The organism is Enhydrobacter aerosaccus (assembly GCF_900167455.1).
GTDB lineage: Bacteria > Pseudomonadota > Alphaproteobacteria > Reyranellales > Reyranellaceae > Reyranella > Reyranella aerosaccus.
Genome location: NZ_FUWJ01000002.1, coordinates 397,867 through 413,877, shown reverse-complemented (window position 1 = coordinate 413,877; position 16,011 = coordinate 397,867). Strand labels below are relative to the sequence as shown.

Here is a 16,011-nt window from a genome sequence, read left to right as displayed (position 1 = left end):
TCGATCTGCTTCGGGGCGCGCCGCGAGCGCGCCCCCTTTGCTTGAGCTAAACGCGAAGGACAGAACATGACGACCTCAACGCTTTCGGGAAAGACCGCCATCGTCACCGGTGGGGCTTCGGGTATCGGTGCCGCCTGCTCGGAGACTTTGGCGGGCGCGGGCGCTGCTGTCCTGATCACCGATATCGACGACCGCCTCGGCAAGGAGACCGTCGAGCGCATCGCCAAGGCCGGCGGCAAGGCACACTACCTCCATCATGATGTGCGTGATGAGGGGACGTGGTCCGGCGTGATCGCCGAGGCGGAGAAGCGCTTCGGCCGCCTCGACATCATGGTCGCCAATGCCGGTATCGGCATCATGGCGCCGATCGCCACCATGACGCTAGCCGACTGGCAGCGGCAACAGGCGATCAATCTCGACGGCGTGTTCCTGTCGATCAAGCATGCCATTCCGGCGCTGAAGAAAGTAGGCGGTGGCTCGATCGTGCTGATGTCGTCGGTAGCCGGCCTGCGCGGCGCGCCGGGACTGGCGGCCTATTCGGCGACCAAGGGCGGCGTGCGGCTGCTCGCCAAGTCGGTCGCGCTGGAGCACGCGGCCGACAACATCCGCTGCAACTCCGTGCATCCCGGCATCATCGCCACGCCGATCTGGGAGAAGATCCCGACCGGCGCCGAAGGCAACCGCCGCAACGCGCCGATCGATCCGCGTGAGCGCGCCGCCGTCGCGGTACCGCTGGTGCGCGTCGGCGAGGCGCAGGACATCGCCAACGGCGTCCTGTTCCTCTGCACCGATGCCGCGAGCTACATCACCGGCCAGGAGCTGGTGATCGACGGCGGCCTTACCGCCGGTGGAAAGGCGTCGCGCCGCGACTAGGAAGCCGCGCCGACCATCGCTGGCTGCCGTTGTGCTTGCTGGATCGCCGACACGATCCACTTGCCGCCGCGGCTGCGCAGGAAGGTCCAGACTTCCGTCGCCTCGGTCCGTGCCTGGGCGTTCCCTTCGACGATCGCGCCATCGGCGATGCGCCGTGTCACGTCGATCAGGCTGAAGCGCATGCCGACGGTGGCATAGTCGATCCCGCCCTCGCGCCACGCTTCGGCGAGGTCGCCCTGCTCGAGCTTCACCCCGTCGATCTTGTTCTCGACGCCGCGGCTTGCATTGGCGGAGAGCTGCTCGGAGAAATAGCCGACCATCTCCGGTGTCGCGAGGCCGCGAAGCCGCGCGAGGTCTCCAGCGCTGTAGGCCGTCTGGACGGCACCGAGGAGGCGCTCGAAGTCGTTGTAGTCTTCGGCCGCGATGGCGAGTTGTCCGGTGCCGGCGCCCAGTGCGGCTCCGCCCGCGAGAAGCGGGGATCCGCCAGTCTGCGGCACGCTCGATCGCGCGATCGGCACATCCGTCACGGAAGGCGAAGCAGTCGCGTAGGCATAGGCCGGGCGGCCGGCCGTGGCAGTCCCGCCCCGGAACAGGCGAACGGCGAGATAGCCCAGACCGCCGATCAGCAGCATCTGGAAGAAAAGGCCGAAGATGCCGGCGCCGCCGCCGAAGCCGCCACCGAACAACATGCCGAATAGGCCGGCGCCGAACAGGCCGCCCATCAGGCCGGAGAGGAACGGATGGCGCGACATGAACCCGCCAGCTTGGGGAGCGGCTTGCGCCGTCGTGGCGGCGGGAGTGGTCGCCGGCTGGGTGGGTGTCACGGTGCGCTGGATCGGCGCTGCACTGGGTGCGGTTTGCGTCGGAGCCGGAGGCTGAGTCGTGCGCGTGCCGCGGCTGCCGGAATTCGTACCGCCACCGGCGCGTGCGTCTGCGGACGACGGCGCCAAGGTCGGGATAACGAGGAGGAGGGCCGCGAGAACCGCGAGCCAACGGAAAGTCTTCATGATTAGCCACCCTGTCGTCGGATTACACCGACGTGCGGAATGTGTGGCGGATAACCTCATCATTCAAGGTGATACTCGCCTATTCGTCATCGGCGCCCGGTCATCCCCCAGCGTCGGCGCGCGGCCTGCGAAAGTCATTTTAGCTGCTCGTCGATCAGCTTGAGCGCCTCGGTCGCGAAGGCGAGCATGTTGGCGGCGCGGTCGGCCGAGCCGGTGCGCAAGGTCCGGGCGATCTTGCCGTTGGGGCCGACCACGGCGACGCAGGTGTGGCCGGCCGGGTCGCCGTAGGAGTTGCCGGTCGGGCCGGCGGCGCCGGTCTCGGCCAAGCCCCAGCTCGTCTTCAGGCGCTCGCGCACATGCTCCGCCGCCAACAGCGCCCACGGTTCCGACGAGGAGCGCACGCCCGCACGCTTCTCCTTCGGCACGGCGAGGAAGGCATCCTGCGCCGGCCGCGTATAGACGACGGCGCCACCCATGTAATAGGCCGACGCGCCCGGCACCGCGAGCAGCGCCGCGGAAACGAGTCCGCCCGACGAGGACTCGGAAATGGCGATCGTTTCCTTGCGTGCCTTGAGCTTCTCGCCGATGCGATGGGCGAGGGGGAGCAGCGTTTCCATGCCTTGTTCCTTTAGGTGAGGGCGTCGAGATTGAGCGCGACCTGCTGGCCGAGCCATAGGGCGCGGTCGCGGTGATCCTCCAGATCCTGGCCGGTATTCGGATGCACGAACACGGTGAGGTCGCCGCGATGCAGCGCCAGCCAGGGAATCAGTGTTGCGAACAGGTCGTTGCGGAACCGCACCTGATAGCTGAAGCGTGGATGCGGCCCGACCGGCTTCTCGTGAAACCGGCCCATGTCGATGTCGAATGACTTTTCGATGCGCTCGCGCAACGCCCAGGCTTCCTCCCGCGAGGCGGGATCGAAGTAGATGTGCGCGTGCCAATCCTTGATATCGGTCGTGTCCATGGCGTCATCCTACTCTGTCGCTCACTGTGCGATATGGTCCGCGTGCCGAAACCCTGAGCCGTTCCCCGATGCGAGGCCGCCTGCTAGCCTCGGTCCATCATGAACTTCGATTTCTCCGACGACCAGAAGCTGCTCAAGGAGCAGGTTCGCAAGTTCCTCGCCGACAAGTGCCCGACCAAGGTCGTGCGCCGCGTTCTTGATGGCAATGAGGCGTATGCCGAAGAGGTCTGGAGAGGCCTCGTCGAGCTGGGTGTGCCCGCCACTGCCATTCCGGAGGAATATGGCGGGCTTGGCCTGTCGCCGCTCGAACTGTGCGTGATTGCCGAGGAGATCGGCCGCGCCGCTGCGCCGGTGCCGTTCGACAGCTCGGTCGTGCTGGCGACCGAGGTGCTGAAGCTCGCAGGCTCCGAAGCGCAGAAAAAGAAGTGGCTAGCTGAACTGGCGGCCGGCAAGGCAATCGGCACGCTCGCCGTCGCCGAGGGCGCACAGCCGCCGCGTCCACGCAACATCCGAACGACCTTCGGCGGCGGCAGGCTCAGCGGCAAGAAGGTGCCGGTGATCGATGGCGATGCCGCGACCTTCGCCGTCGTGCTGGCGAACACCGGCGGGCAAGGTGATCGCGCCGTGTCGCTGGTCCTCGTCGACCTGTCGCAATCCGCCGTGAAGAGGAAGCGCGTCGAGACCATCGATCCGGCGCGCAAGCAGGCCGAACTCACCTTCGACGGGGCGTCGGCCGAATTGCTGGGCGCGGAAGGTCAGGGCTGGTCGCTGCTCGAACGGCTGTACGATGCGGCCGCGGTCTACTTCGCCTTCGCTCAGGTGGGCGGTGCGGAGGCAGCGATGTGGATGGCGCGCGACTACGCGCTGCAGCGCCAGGCCTTCGGCCGTGCGATCGGATCCTACCAGGCCATCAAGCACAAGCTGGCCGACTGCTACGTGAAGCTCGAGCTGGCGCGCTCCAACGCCTATTACGGCGCGATGATGCTGACCGACGGCGGCGCCGACCTGCCAGTCGCGGCGGCGGCGGCGCGCATCGCGGCCACCGAAGCCTACGACTTCGCCGCGAAGGAGAACATCCAGACCCATGGCGGCATCGGCTTCACCTGGGAGGCCGATACGCAATTCCACTATCGCCGCGCCCGCGTGCTGGCGCTGGCCCTGGGTGGACCGATGGCCTGGAAGGACAAGCTGGTGACGCGGCTCGAACAGAAGAACGCGGCGTGAGTTTTCCCTCCCCTTCGCGGGAGCCGCGAAGGGGAGGTGCCCGCGCAGCGGGCGGAGGGGTCGGAAGCGACGTGACCCTGACGCCCATGACCCCTCCGTCGCCGTAGGACGGCGACACCTCCCCGGCGCGGGTTCCGCGCCGGGGAGGAGACGAGAAAAATTCAGGAGACGCCCATGGACTTCAACGATACCCCCGAAGAGGCTGCGTTCCGCAAGGAAGTGCGCGCCTGGCTCGACGCCAACGCCACCCGCAAGAGCGACGACAAGCAGAGCTTCCGCGCCCGCAACGACGATCCCGAGCTTCTGAGGAAGGCCAGGGAATGGCAGGCCAAGAAGGCGGCGGCCGGATATGCGCGCATGACCTGGCCGAAGGAATTCGGCGGCCGCGGCGCCTCGCCCATCCTGCAGGTGATCTACCAGCAGGAGGAGGCGAATTACCTGGTGCCGCTGGGCTTCTTCGATATCGGGCTCGGCATGTGCATCCCCACCATGATGGCCTATGCCAGTCCTGAGCAGCTCAAGCGCCATGTGGAGCCGGCGCTGCATGGCGAGGAGATCTGGTGCCAGCTCTTCTCCGAGCCGGCGGCGGGCTCGGACGTGGCCGGCATCCGCACCCGCGCCGAGCGCGACGGTGACGAGTGGGTGATCAACGGCCAGAAGGTTTGGACCTCGGGCGCGCACTATTCCGACTTCGGCATCATCATCACGCGGACCGACCCGACGGTGCCCAAGCATCAGGGCCTGACGATGTTCTTCCTGTCGATGAAGACGCCGGGCGTCGAGGTGCGGCCGATCAAGCAGATGTCGGGCGGTGCCAACTTCAACGAGGTGTTCTTCACCAATGTGCGCATTCCCGACAGCCAGCGCCTGGGCAAGGTGGGCGAGGGCTGGAAGGCCGCGCTCACGACGCTCATGAACGAGCGCCTCGCGGTCGGCATGCCGTCGGGCGGCCTCGATGTCGACGAGCTGATGGAACTGGCGCGCGATACCGATTTCGATGACGGGCCGGCGCTCAAGAACCAGCAGGTGCGCTCGAGGATCGCCGACTGGTATGTGCAGCAGCAGGGGCTGAAGCTGACCCGCTATCGCACGCTCACCGCGCTTTCCAAGGGCCAGACGCCGGGACCGGAATCTTCGATCATCAAGATCGTGGCGGCGCCCAAGATGCAGGACATGGGCGCCTTCGCGATGGAGCTGATGGGACCGGCCGGCGTCATGAAAGAGGAGATCCCGCAGGCGGGCGGCTTCCAAGCGCAATGGATCGGCGGCGCGGGTTTCCGCATCGCCGGCGGCACCGACGAGATCCTGCGCAACATCGTCGCCGAACGTGTGCTCGGCCTGCCAGCCGATGTGCGCGTCGACAAGGACATCCCGTTCAACAAGCTCGGCAAATGACCAGCCTGTTCAGCTGATCGCCGAGGTCCCGTAACCCGGGCGGGCCTTCTCGTCAGAGAAGGGACTTGTGTGTACACATAAGTGTGTGCTTATGTATTGTCGTGATCGAGAACGACATCTTCAGGGCTCTCGCCGATCCAACCCGCCGCGCCATCTTCGAGAAGCTCGCGGCGGGTAGCATGAATGCCAGTGCCTTGCGCGACGGCATGAAAATCAGCCAGCCGGCCATGTCCCAACATCTCGCGGTTTTGCGTGGTGCGCGATTGGTGCGGGAAGAGCGGCAAGGGCGGTTTGTCAATTATGAGGTCGATCCGGAAGGATTGGCCTTCATTGCGCAGTGGCTGGCCAGGTATCGCGCGTACTGGCCCGCGCGCATCGACGCGCTCAAAGTCTTGCTGAAGGACATGGACCAATGAGCCACGGAAAGACCGAAAAGCCCTTCAACGGCGTCGAACTCGAATACGAGTTCGATGAGCCGCCGCGCAAGGTCTGGCGCGCGATAACCATTCCGGAGTTTCGTGAAAGGTGGCTCCCGAAAGAGGCGCTGGCCGAAGCTGAAGCGACCTGCGTCACGCCGGAGCGTGAGGTCAGCTTCAGGATGCGCGATAGGGAATCACCATTCCTTGAAAGTACCGTGACGTTCCGCCTTGCTCCCAACGCCGCAGGTGGGACCAGCCTGCGGATCATCCACGAGGTTACGGATGCAAGGCTCAAGCGGATGGTGATGACAGCCGCAAACAACAACAGCGTGCCGGTCATGCGCGCCGCCTGACTCGGCAAGAACTTCGATAAGTCACGGAAAACAGGAGTTCGCCAATGCGCGAAGCGATGCAACTTGTCCCGATGGTCATCGAACAATCGAGCAAGGGAGAGCGATCGTTCGACATTTACTCTCGCCTTCTCCGTGAAAGGATCATCTTTCTCAATGGCGAAGTGAACGACAGTGTGTCGGCGCTGGTCTGCGCGCAATTGTTGTTTCTGGAGGCGGAGAACCCCCGGAAGCCGATCTACCTCTACATCAATTCGCCTGGGGGCGTCGTCACCAGTGGCTTCGCGATGTACGACACGATGCGTTACATCCGCGCGCCGGTCCATACATTGTGCATGGGAACGGCTCGCTCGATGGGATCATTCCTGCTGATGGCGGGAGAACCTGGCGAACGCGCGGCGCTGCCGAACGCGAGCCTGCACGTTCATCAGCCTCTCGGCGGCTTCAAAGGGCAGGCTTCGGATATTCTCATCCATGCCGAGGAGATCCAGAGAACCAAGCAGCGCGTGACGCGCCTCTATGCGGAACATTGCGGGCGTACCTATGAAGAAGTCGAACGCACCCTCGATCGCGATCGCTTCATGACCGCGGAGGAGGCCCTGGAGTGGGGGCTGATTGACCGTATCCTGTGTGTTCGCGAGGAGGAGGGAAGTGAAACGCCATCGGCATAGGCGGACCTTTCCCGGGACCGCGGGCCTCTGACCCGCTCGAGCGGCGCCGGTTGTAGAGAGGAAGAGCGGGCTGGAAGCCCGCAGTCCGGCAAGAGGCGCATCGGGGCTGGAATCGTCCCTGCGGCCTTGTGCGCATGCATGTGCTGCGGTCACGATGGAGCAGGGTGTCTCCGCTATTTGTGATGGCGCCGACAAACAAGAGGAGGAAACGAAATGAACAGATTGGACGGCAAGGTCGCGTTCCTCTCGGGAGCGGCGCGTGGCATCGGTGGGGCGACGGCCAGGTTGATGGCGAACGCGGGCGCGAAAGTCGCCATCGGCGATGTGCTCGACGAGCGTGGCCGGCAGACGGCGAAGGAGATCGAGGCCGCCGGCGGGCAGGCGCTCTACGTCTCCCTCGACGTCACGCAGGAAGTGAGCTGGGCCGCGGCGATGGACGCCACGCTGAAGAAGTTCGGCAAGCTCGACGTGCTGGTGAACAATGCCGGCATCTTCAACGGCAAGGGCGTCGAGGAGGCTACGCTCGACGAATGGAATCGGCTGGTCGCGGTCAACCTCACCGGCGTGGTGCTGGGCACGCGCGCGGCGCTGCCGCATCTCAAGCAAAGCGCGGCCGGCAGCCCGCACGGCTCGGCGATCGTCAATCTCGCCTCGGTCGCGGGGCTGGTCGGGTCGCAGCTCGATCCGCTCTATTCCTTGACCAAGGGCGGGGTGACGCTGTTCACCAAGTCGACGGCGCTCGAATTCGGCCGCAAGGGCTATCGCATCCGGGTCAACTCGATCCATCCCGGCGTCATCGATACCGACATGGGCCAGCAGACCTTCGCCATGCGGGCTCGGGCGCTCGGCAGCAACGACACCCAGGCGACGCGCGACGTATCCACACGCATGCATCCGATCGGCCGGCTGGGCGTCGCCGAGGATATCGCCAAGGGCATCCTGTTCCTGGCCTCCGACGACGCCGGTTTCATGACCGGCTCGGCGCTCGTGGTCGATGGCGGCTACACGGCGCAATAGCGCTGAGGTCGTGTGATCATTGAAGCGTGGCATGACGCGCCACGGGAGTGGCGCGCCCCGAGCATCAGAAGATCCCGGCCGCGAGTCCAGCCGCCATCGCCGCGCCGAGTTCCTCGCACTGCGCGACGAAGCTGTCCTGCCAGGGCCCGCGGCAGATCATGGGCTCCTGCACCAGGCGCCAGCGCAGCCCGGTCAGGATGGTCTCGACGCCGCGGCGCGTACCGGTGCCGTCGCTGCCGGCACGGATGTAGAGGGCGCAGGGCAGGCCCTGCGTGCGCTCGAGGACGGGATAGTAGGAGCGGTCGAAGAAGTCCTTCAGGGCGCCGCTCATGTAGCCCAGGTTCTCGGTCGTGCCGAGGATGACGGCCTGTGCCGCCAGCACGTCCTCGGGGCCGGCCTGCAGTGGCGCGGCGACGACGACGTCGATGCCCGTTTCGCTGCGCGCACCCCGCTCCACGGCCTCGCGCAGAGCGAGCGTGTTCTGCGACGGCGCATGTGCCACGATCAGCAACCGCTTCGACATGAACCACTTTTACCGTTGACCTGATGCTCAAGAAACTCCTGATCGCCAATCGCGGCGAGATCGCCATCCGTATCGCCCAAGCCGCCGCCGAACTGGGCATCGCCACGGTTGGCGTCTTCTCGGACGACGATGCCAATTCGCTGCATATCAAGCGTGTCGACGAAGCCGTGCCGCTGAATGGGCGTGGAGCCGCGCCCTATCTCGACATCGCCGCCGTCATCGCCGCGGCCAAGGCGACCGGCTGTGACGCCATCCATCCGGGCTACGGTTTCCTGTCGGAGAACGCGGCGCTGGCGCGCGATTGTGCCGAGGCCGGCCTCGTCTTCGTCGGCCCGACACCCGAGCAGCTCGACCTGTTCGGCGACAAGGCTCGCGCGCGCGATCATGCCGCGACATGCGGAGTACCGGTGTTGCCCGGCACGGACGGACGGACCGACGTCGCCGGCGCCACGGCGTTCTTCAAGGCGCACGCCAAGGCCGGAATCGTCGTCAAGGCGATCGCGGGCGGCGGGGGCCGCGGCATGCGGCTGATCCGCAACGAGGACGAGATCGCCGACGCCTTCGCACGCGCCGCGGCGGAAGCCAAGGCGGCGTTCGGCAACGGCGATCTCTATGCCGAACGGCTGGTCAGCGAGGCGCGTCATATCGAGATCCAGGTCGTTGGCGACGGTAAGGGCAAGGTGGTGGCGCTGGGCGAGCGCGAATGCACGCTGCAGCGCCGCAGCCAGAAGATCGTCGAGCTGGCTCCCAGCCCGGCGTTGAAGCCTGCCCTGCGCGAGAAGACCGTCGCGGCAGCGGTCGTCATGGCCGAAGCCGTGCAGTATCGCAGCCTCGGCACCTTCGAGTTCCTGGTCGACGGCCGAGAGTTCTTCTTCATCGAGGCCAATCCGCGCCTGCAGGTCGAGCACACCATCACGGAAGAGGTATGGGGCGTCGATCTGGTGAAGGCGCAGCTCTTGCTGGCGGGCGGCGCGGCGCTCAAGGAGACAGATGTCGAGCAGGCATCGCCGCGCGGCAACGCCATCCAGCTGCGCGTCAATATGGAGACGATGACGGCCGATGGCTCGGCCAGGCCGGGTGGCGGCACGCTGTCGGTGTTCGAGCCGCCGACCGGTCCCGGCGTGCGCGTCGACACCTATGGCTATGCCGGTTATCGCACCAATCCCAATTTCGATTCGCTGCTGGCCAAGGTGATCGTGCATGGGGCGACGTTCGAGGAGGCGCTGGCGCGGGCCGAACGCACGCTGGCGGCCTTCCGACTGGAAGGCGCCCCTTCCAACATCGCCTTCCTGCGCGCGCTTCTGGCCGATCGCGCGGTACGGACCGACAAGGTCCATACGCGTTTCGTCGACGAGCATGCCGCCGATCTGATCGAGGCTGCGGCCCGGCTGCAGCCCGGACTTTACTTTCAGGCCGCGGCAGCCAACGGCTCCGGCAATCGTCAGGCCGGCGCCCGGGTCGATGCCGTCGATCCGCTGGCGGTGCTCACCTTTGGCAAGCAGGCAACGGTCCAGTCCGGCGAGATGGCCGGCGATGCGCCGGAAGGCACGGTGCCCGTGCCGGCGCCGATGCAGGGTACGATCGTGAGTCTTGCCGTGACGGAAGGCGATGCCGTGGCTGCCGGCCAGCCGCTGCTCATCATGGACGCCATGAAGATGCAGCACGAGATCCGAAGCCCGGCGCGCGGCTATGTGCGACGGATCGCGGTGGAGGCTGGCGAGACCATCTATGAAGGCCATCCGCTGCTCTATGTCGAAGAAGCCGATGTCGAGGTGAAGAGCGCGGCGGCCGAGGAAAAGATCGATCTCGATCATGTCCGGCCCGATCTCGCCGAATACTTCGAGCGTCGGGCGATGACGCTGGACGAAAAACGGCCGGATGCAGTAGCTCGGCGGCGCAAGACCAACCAGCGCACCGCCCGCGAGAACCTGAACGATCTCGTCGATCCCGGTTCCTTTGTCGAGTACGGCGCCTTCGCCATCGCCAGCCAGCGCACACGCCGGTCGGTCGAGGATCTGATGGCCAAGACTCCGGCCGACGGTCTCATCACCGGGATCGGCCGTGTGAACGGCGCGCTGTTCGACGAGACGCGCAGCCGCGTCGCCGTCGCGCTGTACGACTACACCGTGCTGGCCGGCACCCAGGGCAAGACCAACCACGAGAAGAAGGACCGGCTGTTCGAGCTGGTGGAGGCGCAGCGCCTGCCGCTGGTCGTCTTCACCGAAGGCGGCGGCGGCCGCCCGGGCGATATCGACGTCCAGTCGGTGGCCGGCCTCAACACCATGGCCTTCCATATCTTCGGTCGGTTGAGCGGGCTGGTGCCATTGGTGGGCATCAACTCCGGCCGCTGCTTCGCCGGCAACGCCGCGCTGCTGGGCTGTTGCGATGTCGTCATCGCCACGAAGAACTCGACCATCGGCATGGGCGGGCCGGCGATGATCGAGGGCGGCAATCTCGGCGTCTATGCGCCCGAGGAAGTCGGGCCGATGAGTGTGCAGGTGCCCAATGGCACGGTCGACATCGCCGTCGAGGACGAGGCCGAGGCCGTCGCCGTCGCCAGGAAGTATCTCTCCTACTTCCAGGGGCCGGTCGCCGAATGGAAGACGGCGGACCAGCGCCTTCTGCGGCGCGCGATTCCGGAGAACCGGCTGCGCGTCTATGACGTGCGTACCGTGATCGACACGCTGTGCGACGAGGGTTCGGTGCTGGAACTGCGTCGCGCCTTCGGGCCGGGCATGGTGACGGTGCTCGCGCGCATCGAAGGCAAGCCACTCGGCATCGTCGCCAACAACCCGACGCATCTTGCGGGTGCGATCGACTCGGACGGCGCCGACAAGGCGGCGCGCTTCCTGCAGCTCTGCGATGCCTTCGACCTGCCGGTTCTGTTCCTGTGCGACACGCCGGGCATGATGGTGGGGCCGGAGATCGAGAAGACCGCGCTGGTGCGCCATTGCTCGCGACTGTTCGTGGTCGGCGCCAATCTCGGCGTGCCGTTCGGGACCATCGTGCTGCGCAAGGCCTACGGCCTCGGCGCCCAGGCGATGGCCGGCGGCTCGTTCCACGCCGGCGCCTTCGCAATCTCCTGGCCGACCGGTGAGTTCGGCGGCATGGGACTTGAAGGTGCGGTGAAGCTCGGCTTCCGCAAGGAGCTCGAGGCGGTCAGCGATCCGGCCGAGCGGCGCGCCCTGTTCGACAAGATGGTCGCGGCGGCCTACGCGCGCGGAAAGGCGCTCAGCACCGCGACCTACTTCGAGGTCGACGAGGTTATCGATCCAGCCCAATCGCGGCACTGGATCGCGACGGCACTGCTCGGCGCCGAACCGAGGCGGCGCGACGGTCACAAGAAGCGTCCCAACATCGACACATGGTGAGGAAGAGATGAAAGACCTGGCAGGGCGGATCGCCGTCGTCACCGGAGGTGGATCAGGCATGGGCCGCGAGCTGGTGCGTCAGCTCGTGGCCGAGGGCTGCAGCATTGCCGCCTGCGACGTCTCCGCGGCCGGCCTCGCCGAGACCAGGCGGTTGTGCGAGCAGGAACGGCTGCCGCAGGGTCTGCGCATCACGACCCATATCGTCGATGTCGCCGATGAATCCCAGATCCAGCGCTTCAGGGACGAGATCTCGGCACAGCACGAGACCGACCGCATCCACCTTCTGTTCAACAACGCGGGTATCGGCGGCGGCGGCAGCATGATCGTGAATGAGCGTGCCGAGTGGGAGCGGACCTTCAATATCTGCTGGGGCGGAGTCTATCTCTGCACACGCACTTTCCTGCCGATGCTGATGAAGGCCGACAAGGGCCATATCGTCAACACCAGCAGCGTGAACGGGTTCTGGGCCTCGCTCGGGCCGCATACGCCGCAGACCGCCTACAGCGCCGCCAAGTTCGCCGTCAAAGGCTTCTCCGAAGCGTTGCAGACGGATCTCCGGATGAACGCGCCGCACATCAAATGCTCGGTCGTGATGCCGGGCCATATCGGCACCGGCATCGCCGGCAACACCGGCAAGGTTTTGAGCGGCAGCGATTCCGAGTCGATGACGCCGGCCATGATAAAGGTCGCGCGCGATCGCATCACGGCCGCCGGGCTCGATACCTCGCGAATGACGGATGCCCAGGTGGAACAGATCGCCCGCGATCGGATCCGGCGCTTCATGGAGGAAGCGCCCATGAGCGCCGCCCAGGCGGCCACGGTGATCCTGGACGGCGTCAAGGCGGACCGCTGGCGCATCCTGGTCGGCGAGGATGCCCATCGGCTCGACGAACTCGTTCGCCAGTCGCCCGAACAGGCCTACGAGGTCGATTTCTTCAATCGCCTCGCGACCACTGTCGGTTGGAAGGTGGGCCGCTGAACGCGGCCGCTACGCCACCCAGAAGGTGTCGGGCTTGTAGAGCCCGATATATCCGCCCGGATCCCAGGCGTAATAGCCTTCCTTCGGCACGTTCTTGATCTTGGGCGCAACCACGATCGGCTGCAGCACACCGTTGAGCGTGCCGATCGAGTAGACCTGCTCCATGTTGTTCTGCAGGATCTGGTCCCAGGCCTTGTGGCGGGTGGCGTCGTCGGTCGCCGTCTCCCACGAGTGCAGGTAGTCGAGCAGCACCGCCGCCTCCGGCATGTCGCACTTCTCGCCCTGCTTGCCCTTGGATTCGATGAACATGCCCCAGCGCGGCCACTGCAGGCCGCCCTGCATGGTCGGGCAGAACTCCTTGGGCGAGGTCTCGAGTGACGGCACCGCGGTCACCACGCCGGCATAGGCGGTCATGATCGCATCGCCGGAGAAGGCGCGCATGCGGAAGTTGTTGAGCGACTGCGGCTTGCTCAGGAGCTTGATGCCGATCTTCTTCCACTGGTCGGCGATCAGCGACAGCGCGTCTGAGTCCTCGCTGACCTCGCTGGCATGCTCGACGACGATGATGGCCGGCCGGCCGTCCGGCAGCAGCCGGATGCCTTCGTCGTTGCGCTTGTCGAGGCCGACCTCGTCGAGCAGCTTGTTGGCCGCCTTGAGATCATGCGTCGCCCACTTGGTCGCGTACTCCGGCTTGAACAGCGACGATCGCGGCATGATCGTATTGGCGGACGGTTTGGCGAGGCCGGTATAGATCACCTCGTTCAGCTCGTCGCGATCGACGGCCATCGACAGGGCACGCCGGAAGCGCACATCGCGATTGAGCTTGCTCCAGGTTTCGTCCTTGGCATTGAGGTTGGGATAGAGCGCAAGCTGCGAACCGGAACCCTGCTCCCACAACAGCACGTTCACATGCGAGGTCTGGCTGCTCTTTCGCAGGAAGGTGTAGTCGCGCAGGTTGAGGTAGCGACACTGCAGGTCCGACTCGCCGAGGCCGGCCTTGGCCGGGACGAGATTGGTCGCCACCACGGTGAACACGACGCGATCGAAGTAGGGGAGCTGGTTGCCCTTTTCGTCGATGCGATAATAGAAGGGATTGCGCTCGTAGACGAAACGCTGCGCCGGCGGCTGGGTCGTCAGCACCCACGGATTGAGCGTCGGCAGCTCCGGGTTGCTGTTGTAGTACATCGTGTCGACGCTCTGGAAGATCTGCGTCCACTTGCTTTGCTGCTGGCCGCCGCGAGCCAGCTTCGCGATCTCTTCCGCCGGTGTGTACTTGATGTGGAACTTCTTGAGGTAATGCGCCGGCCGGAACAGCCACAGCGGCGCCGCGCGCGCCTGGCTTTCGATGAAGTAGGGATTCGGCTTGTCCCAGCTGTAGCGGATCGTGACCTCGTCGAGGATTTCGACCTTCGGTGGCTGGCCATCGACCAGGAGCTCGACCGAGGGGCCGGACGGAGACAGCTCCTTGTTGTTGGCCATATCCTCCCAGAAGAACCGGAAGTCCTCGGTGGTGAAAGGCTGACCGTCGGACCATTTGTGGCCGGCCCTCAGCTTCAAGGTGAAGACGCGCCCGTCCTTGACCTCGTAGCTGTCGAGGATGTCGCTGTGCAGCTTGAAGTCGCCGTCATACACGATCAGGCGCGCATTGCTGTAGATCGTCATCAGGCGCGTATCGCGCGGATTGGCGATCAGCATGTTGACCTCGCCGCCTGGCTTGCCCGGCCCGTCGGCGCCGGCGAAGTGGGAGACGATGGACGGTTGCGACGGGATGCGCTTGTCGACCGGCGGCAATGCTCCCGACTTCACCCGGTCGGCCAGCGACGGTGTTTCCTGGAGGGCTGGAGCGGCGCGCAAGAGGGCCGGTCGCCAGATCGCGCCGAGTGCCAATGCTGCTGTAAACACACGCCTCTTCATCACGGACCTCGCCTGTTATGGACGCTGTTCCTCTTTTTGCGCCCTTTTATTCAATGTCGATGAAATCGCTGAAAACGTGCACCGTCAATGCCAGCTTCGCAGAACGGTGCGGTCGCGTTGACGCGGGCCCGTCGGCTGCGCGAGAACAGAGCCCCTAAGGATCGATGGGGGAAACATGGCGAGCGGGTTGGACGCGGAGTTCGTGACGCTGCATGAGATCGTCAAATCGGCCAAGATCCGCCTCAATCCGAACATCTGGGACTACCTGATCGGCGGAACCGAGACCGAAACCACGCTGCGCCGCAACAGGATGGCGCTCGATTCCATCGCCTTCAAGCCGAGGGTGCTGCGCGACGTCTCCCAGATCGACCCGTCCTCGGAAATCTTCGGAAAAAAGCTGCGGATTCCCGTGCTGCTGGCGCCAGTCGGGTCGCTCGAATCGTTCGAGGCGGGCGGCGGCATCACCGTTGCCCAGGGGGCAGGAGCGGGCGGCGTCGGGATGCTGATCAGCTCGGTGACGACGCTCAAGCTCGAGGACATCGTCAAGGGCGGCGCCGGTCCCAAGATCTACCAGCTCTATGTGCGGGGCGACGACAGCTGGGTCGCCGACCGGGTCAAACAGGCGATGGATGCCGGATATGACGCCTTCTGCATCACCGTCGATACCAACGTCTATTCCCGCCGCGAGCGCGACATCGCCAAGCGCTTCGTCAAGTCGTGGCGGACCGCGGCGACCGGCCAGGACTTCCAGGCCGCCTTCGCCTGGGACAACTTCAAGCGCGTGAAGGACAAGTTCCCCGACGTGAAGTTCATCCTGAAGGGAATCGGGACCGGGGAAGATGCCGAACTCGCCCTGCGTGAGGGCGTCTGGGGTGTTTACTGTTCCAACCACGGCGGCCGGCAGCTCGACCACGGCCGCGGCTCCGCCGAGGTATTGCCCGAGATCGTGGCGGCCGTCCGTGGCCGCGCTAAGGTGATCGTCGACGGCAGCTTCAGCCGCGGCAGCGACATCGTGAAGGCCATCTGCCTGGGCGCGGATTGGGTCGGATTGGGCCGGCTTTACTGCTACGGCCTCGCCGCCGCTGGCGCTGCCGGCATCGAGCGCGTCATCGAACTGCTCGAAGAGGAGATGAAGGAGGTGATGGGCCTCCTCGGGGTGGCGTCCCTGAAGCAGCTCGACCGCAGCTATATCAGCCCCAGCCTGCCCACCAACCTGCCGCACGTGCACAGTGCCTTTCCCCTGCTGAATCTGGAGGATCAGGGCTACTGAATGGACCGAGAACGACGCGCCGGGACCTGGTGAT

15 protein-coding genes are annotated in these 16,011 nt (G+C 65.6%); 10 read left to right on the top strand and 5 right to left on the bottom strand.

What is annotated here, in order from left to right; all coding sequences use genetic code 11:
- The first annotated feature begins 66 nt into the window (after positions 1 to 66).
- Positions 67 to 873, top strand: coding sequence for an SDR family NAD(P)-dependent oxidoreductase (locus B5D62_RS11245; RefSeq protein WP_085933962.1), 807 nt, complete (start codon positions 67 to 69; stop codon positions 871 to 873).
- Here the strand turns inward: B5D62_RS11245 and B5D62_RS11240 are convergent.
- From B5D62_RS11240 to B5D62_RS11230, 3 genes are all read right to left on the bottom strand, one after another.
- Positions 870 to 1,880, bottom strand: a complete 1,011-nt coding sequence (locus B5D62_RS11240; RefSeq protein ID WP_085933961.1) for a Tim44 domain-containing protein — start codon at positions 1,878 to 1,880, stop codon at positions 870 to 872. The genes B5D62_RS11245 and B5D62_RS11240 overlap by 4 nt on opposite strands.
- Before the next feature lie 134 nt (positions 1,881 to 2,014).
- Positions 2,015 to 2,497 (bottom strand): CinA family protein, encoded by a 483-nt coding sequence (locus tag B5D62_RS11235; RefSeq protein WP_085933960.1) that lies wholly within the window; start codon positions 2,495 to 2,497, stop codon positions 2,015 to 2,017.
- 11 nt (positions 2,498 to 2,508) lie between these two features.
- Positions 2,509 to 2,844: a DOPA 4,5-dioxygenase family protein gene (locus B5D62_RS11230; protein ID WP_085933959.1), complete on the bottom strand. Its 336-nt coding sequence runs from the start codon at positions 2,842 to 2,844 to the stop codon at positions 2,509 to 2,511.
- 99 nt (positions 2,845 to 2,943) lie between these two features.
- Between B5D62_RS11230 and B5D62_RS11225 the strand changes: the two genes are divergently transcribed.
- From B5D62_RS11225 to B5D62_RS11200, 6 genes are all read left to right on the top strand, one after another.
- Complete coding sequence (locus B5D62_RS11225; RefSeq protein ID WP_085933958.1) at positions 2,944 to 4,068, top strand: acyl-CoA dehydrogenase family protein; 1,125 nt, start codon at positions 2,944 to 2,946, stop codon at positions 4,066 to 4,068.
- Between the two features lie 174 nt (positions 4,069 to 4,242).
- The gene (locus tag B5D62_RS11220; protein ID WP_085933957.1) at positions 4,243 to 5,463 is read left to right on the top strand and encodes an acyl-CoA dehydrogenase family protein; all 1,221 of its coding nucleotides are present in this window, start codon (positions 4,243 to 4,245) and stop codon (positions 5,461 to 5,463) included.
- A gap of 101 nt (positions 5,464 to 5,564) precedes the next feature.
- Complete coding sequence (locus B5D62_RS11215; RefSeq protein ID WP_085933956.1) at positions 5,565 to 5,879, top strand: ArsR/SmtB family transcription factor; 315 nt, start codon at positions 5,565 to 5,567, stop codon at positions 5,877 to 5,879.
- Positions 5,876 to 6,235 (top strand): SRPBCC family protein, encoded by a 360-nt coding sequence (locus B5D62_RS11210; RefSeq protein ID WP_085933955.1) that lies wholly within the window; start codon positions 5,876 to 5,878, stop codon positions 6,233 to 6,235. Before B5D62_RS11215 ends, B5D62_RS11210 begins: the two co-directional genes overlap by 4 nt.
- A 44-nt stretch (positions 6,236 to 6,279) precedes the next feature.
- Positions 6,280 to 6,903 (top strand): ATP-dependent Clp protease proteolytic subunit, encoded by a 624-nt coding sequence (locus B5D62_RS11205; RefSeq protein WP_085933954.1) that lies wholly within the window; start codon positions 6,280 to 6,282, stop codon positions 6,901 to 6,903.
- Between the two features lie 213 nt (positions 6,904 to 7,116).
- A complete protein-coding gene (locus B5D62_RS11200) occupies positions 7,117 to 7,920 on the top strand; it encodes an SDR family NAD(P)-dependent oxidoreductase (RefSeq protein ID WP_085933953.1) in 804 nt (267 codons plus the stop codon).
- 64 nt (positions 7,921 to 7,984) lie between these two features.
- Here B5D62_RS11200 and B5D62_RS11195 read toward each other — a convergent pair whose 3' ends face one another.
- Complete coding sequence (locus tag B5D62_RS11195) at positions 7,985 to 8,443, bottom strand: flavodoxin family protein (RefSeq protein ID WP_085933952.1); 459 nt, start codon at positions 8,441 to 8,443, stop codon at positions 7,985 to 7,987.
- 20 nt (positions 8,444 to 8,463) lie between these two features.
- On the opposite strand from B5D62_RS11195, the gene B5D62_RS11190 reads away from it, so the two are divergent.
- Positions 8,464 to 11,814: a carboxyl transferase domain-containing protein gene (locus B5D62_RS11190; RefSeq protein WP_139373844.1), complete on the top strand. Its 3,351-nt coding sequence runs from the start codon at positions 8,464 to 8,466 to the stop codon at positions 11,812 to 11,814.
- Positions 11,815 to 11,821: 7 nt separating this feature from the next.
- On the top strand, positions 11,822 to 12,793 hold the full coding sequence (locus tag B5D62_RS11185; protein ID WP_085933950.1) for an SDR family NAD(P)-dependent oxidoreductase: 972 nt from the start codon (positions 11,822 to 11,824) through the stop codon (positions 12,791 to 12,793).
- A gap of 9 nt (positions 12,794 to 12,802) precedes the next feature.
- On the opposite strand, the gene B5D62_RS11180 is transcribed toward B5D62_RS11185, so the two are convergent.
- Entirely contained in the window at positions 12,803 to 14,707 is a 1,905-nt protein-coding gene (locus B5D62_RS11180; RefSeq protein WP_085933949.1) for an ABC transporter substrate-binding protein, read from the bottom strand.
- A gap of 175 nt (positions 14,708 to 14,882) precedes the next feature.
- Between B5D62_RS11180 and B5D62_RS11175 the strand changes: the two genes are divergently transcribed.
- Complete coding sequence (locus B5D62_RS11175) at positions 14,883 to 15,977, top strand: alpha-hydroxy acid oxidase (protein WP_085933948.1); 1,095 nt, start codon at positions 14,883 to 14,885, stop codon at positions 15,975 to 15,977.
- Positions 15,978 to 16,011: the final 34 nt, after the last annotated feature.

Excerpts from the sequence above, each read along its gene's own strand:
- B5D62_RS11245 (WP_085933962.1), top strand. The coding sequence starts at position 67 with ATGACGACCTCAACGCTTTCGGGAAAGACCGCCATCGTCACCGGTGGG.
- B5D62_RS11240 (WP_085933961.1), bottom strand. The coding sequence starts at position 1,880 with ATGAAGACTTTCCGTTGGCTCGCGGTTCTCGCGGCCCTCCTCCTCGTT.
- B5D62_RS11235 (WP_085933960.1), bottom strand. The coding sequence starts at position 2,497 with ATGGAAACGCTGCTCCCCCTCGCCCATCGCATCGGCGAGAAGCTCAAG.
- B5D62_RS11230 (WP_085933959.1), bottom strand. The coding sequence starts at position 2,844 with ATGGACACGACCGATATCAAGGATTGGCACGCGCACATCTACTTCGAT.
- B5D62_RS11225 (WP_085933958.1), top strand. The coding sequence starts at position 2,944 with ATGAACTTCGATTTCTCCGACGACCAGAAGCTGCTCAAGGAGCAGGTT.
- B5D62_RS11220 (WP_085933957.1), top strand. The coding sequence starts at position 4,243 with ATGGACTTCAACGATACCCCCGAAGAGGCTGCGTTCCGCAAGGAAGTG.
- B5D62_RS11210 (WP_085933955.1), top strand. The coding sequence starts at position 5,876 with ATGAGCCACGGAAAGACCGAAAAGCCCTTCAACGGCGTCGAACTCGAA.
- B5D62_RS11205 (WP_085933954.1), top strand. The coding sequence starts at position 6,280 with ATGCGCGAAGCGATGCAACTTGTCCCGATGGTCATCGAACAATCGAGC.
- B5D62_RS11200 (WP_085933953.1), top strand. The coding sequence starts at position 7,117 with ATGAACAGATTGGACGGCAAGGTCGCGTTCCTCTCGGGAGCGGCGCGT.
- B5D62_RS11195 (WP_085933952.1), bottom strand. The coding sequence starts at position 8,443 with ATGTCGAAGCGGTTGCTGATCGTGGCACATGCGCCGTCGCAGAACACG.
- B5D62_RS11185 (WP_085933950.1), top strand. The coding sequence starts at position 11,822 with ATGAAAGACCTGGCAGGGCGGATCGCCGTCGTCACCGGAGGTGGATCA.
- B5D62_RS11180 (WP_085933949.1), bottom strand. The coding sequence starts at position 14,707 with ATGAAGAGGCGTGTGTTTACAGCAGCATTGGCACTCGGCGCGATCTGG.
- B5D62_RS11175 (WP_085933948.1), top strand. The coding sequence starts at position 14,883 with ATGGCGAGCGGGTTGGACGCGGAGTTCGTGACGCTGCATGAGATCGTC.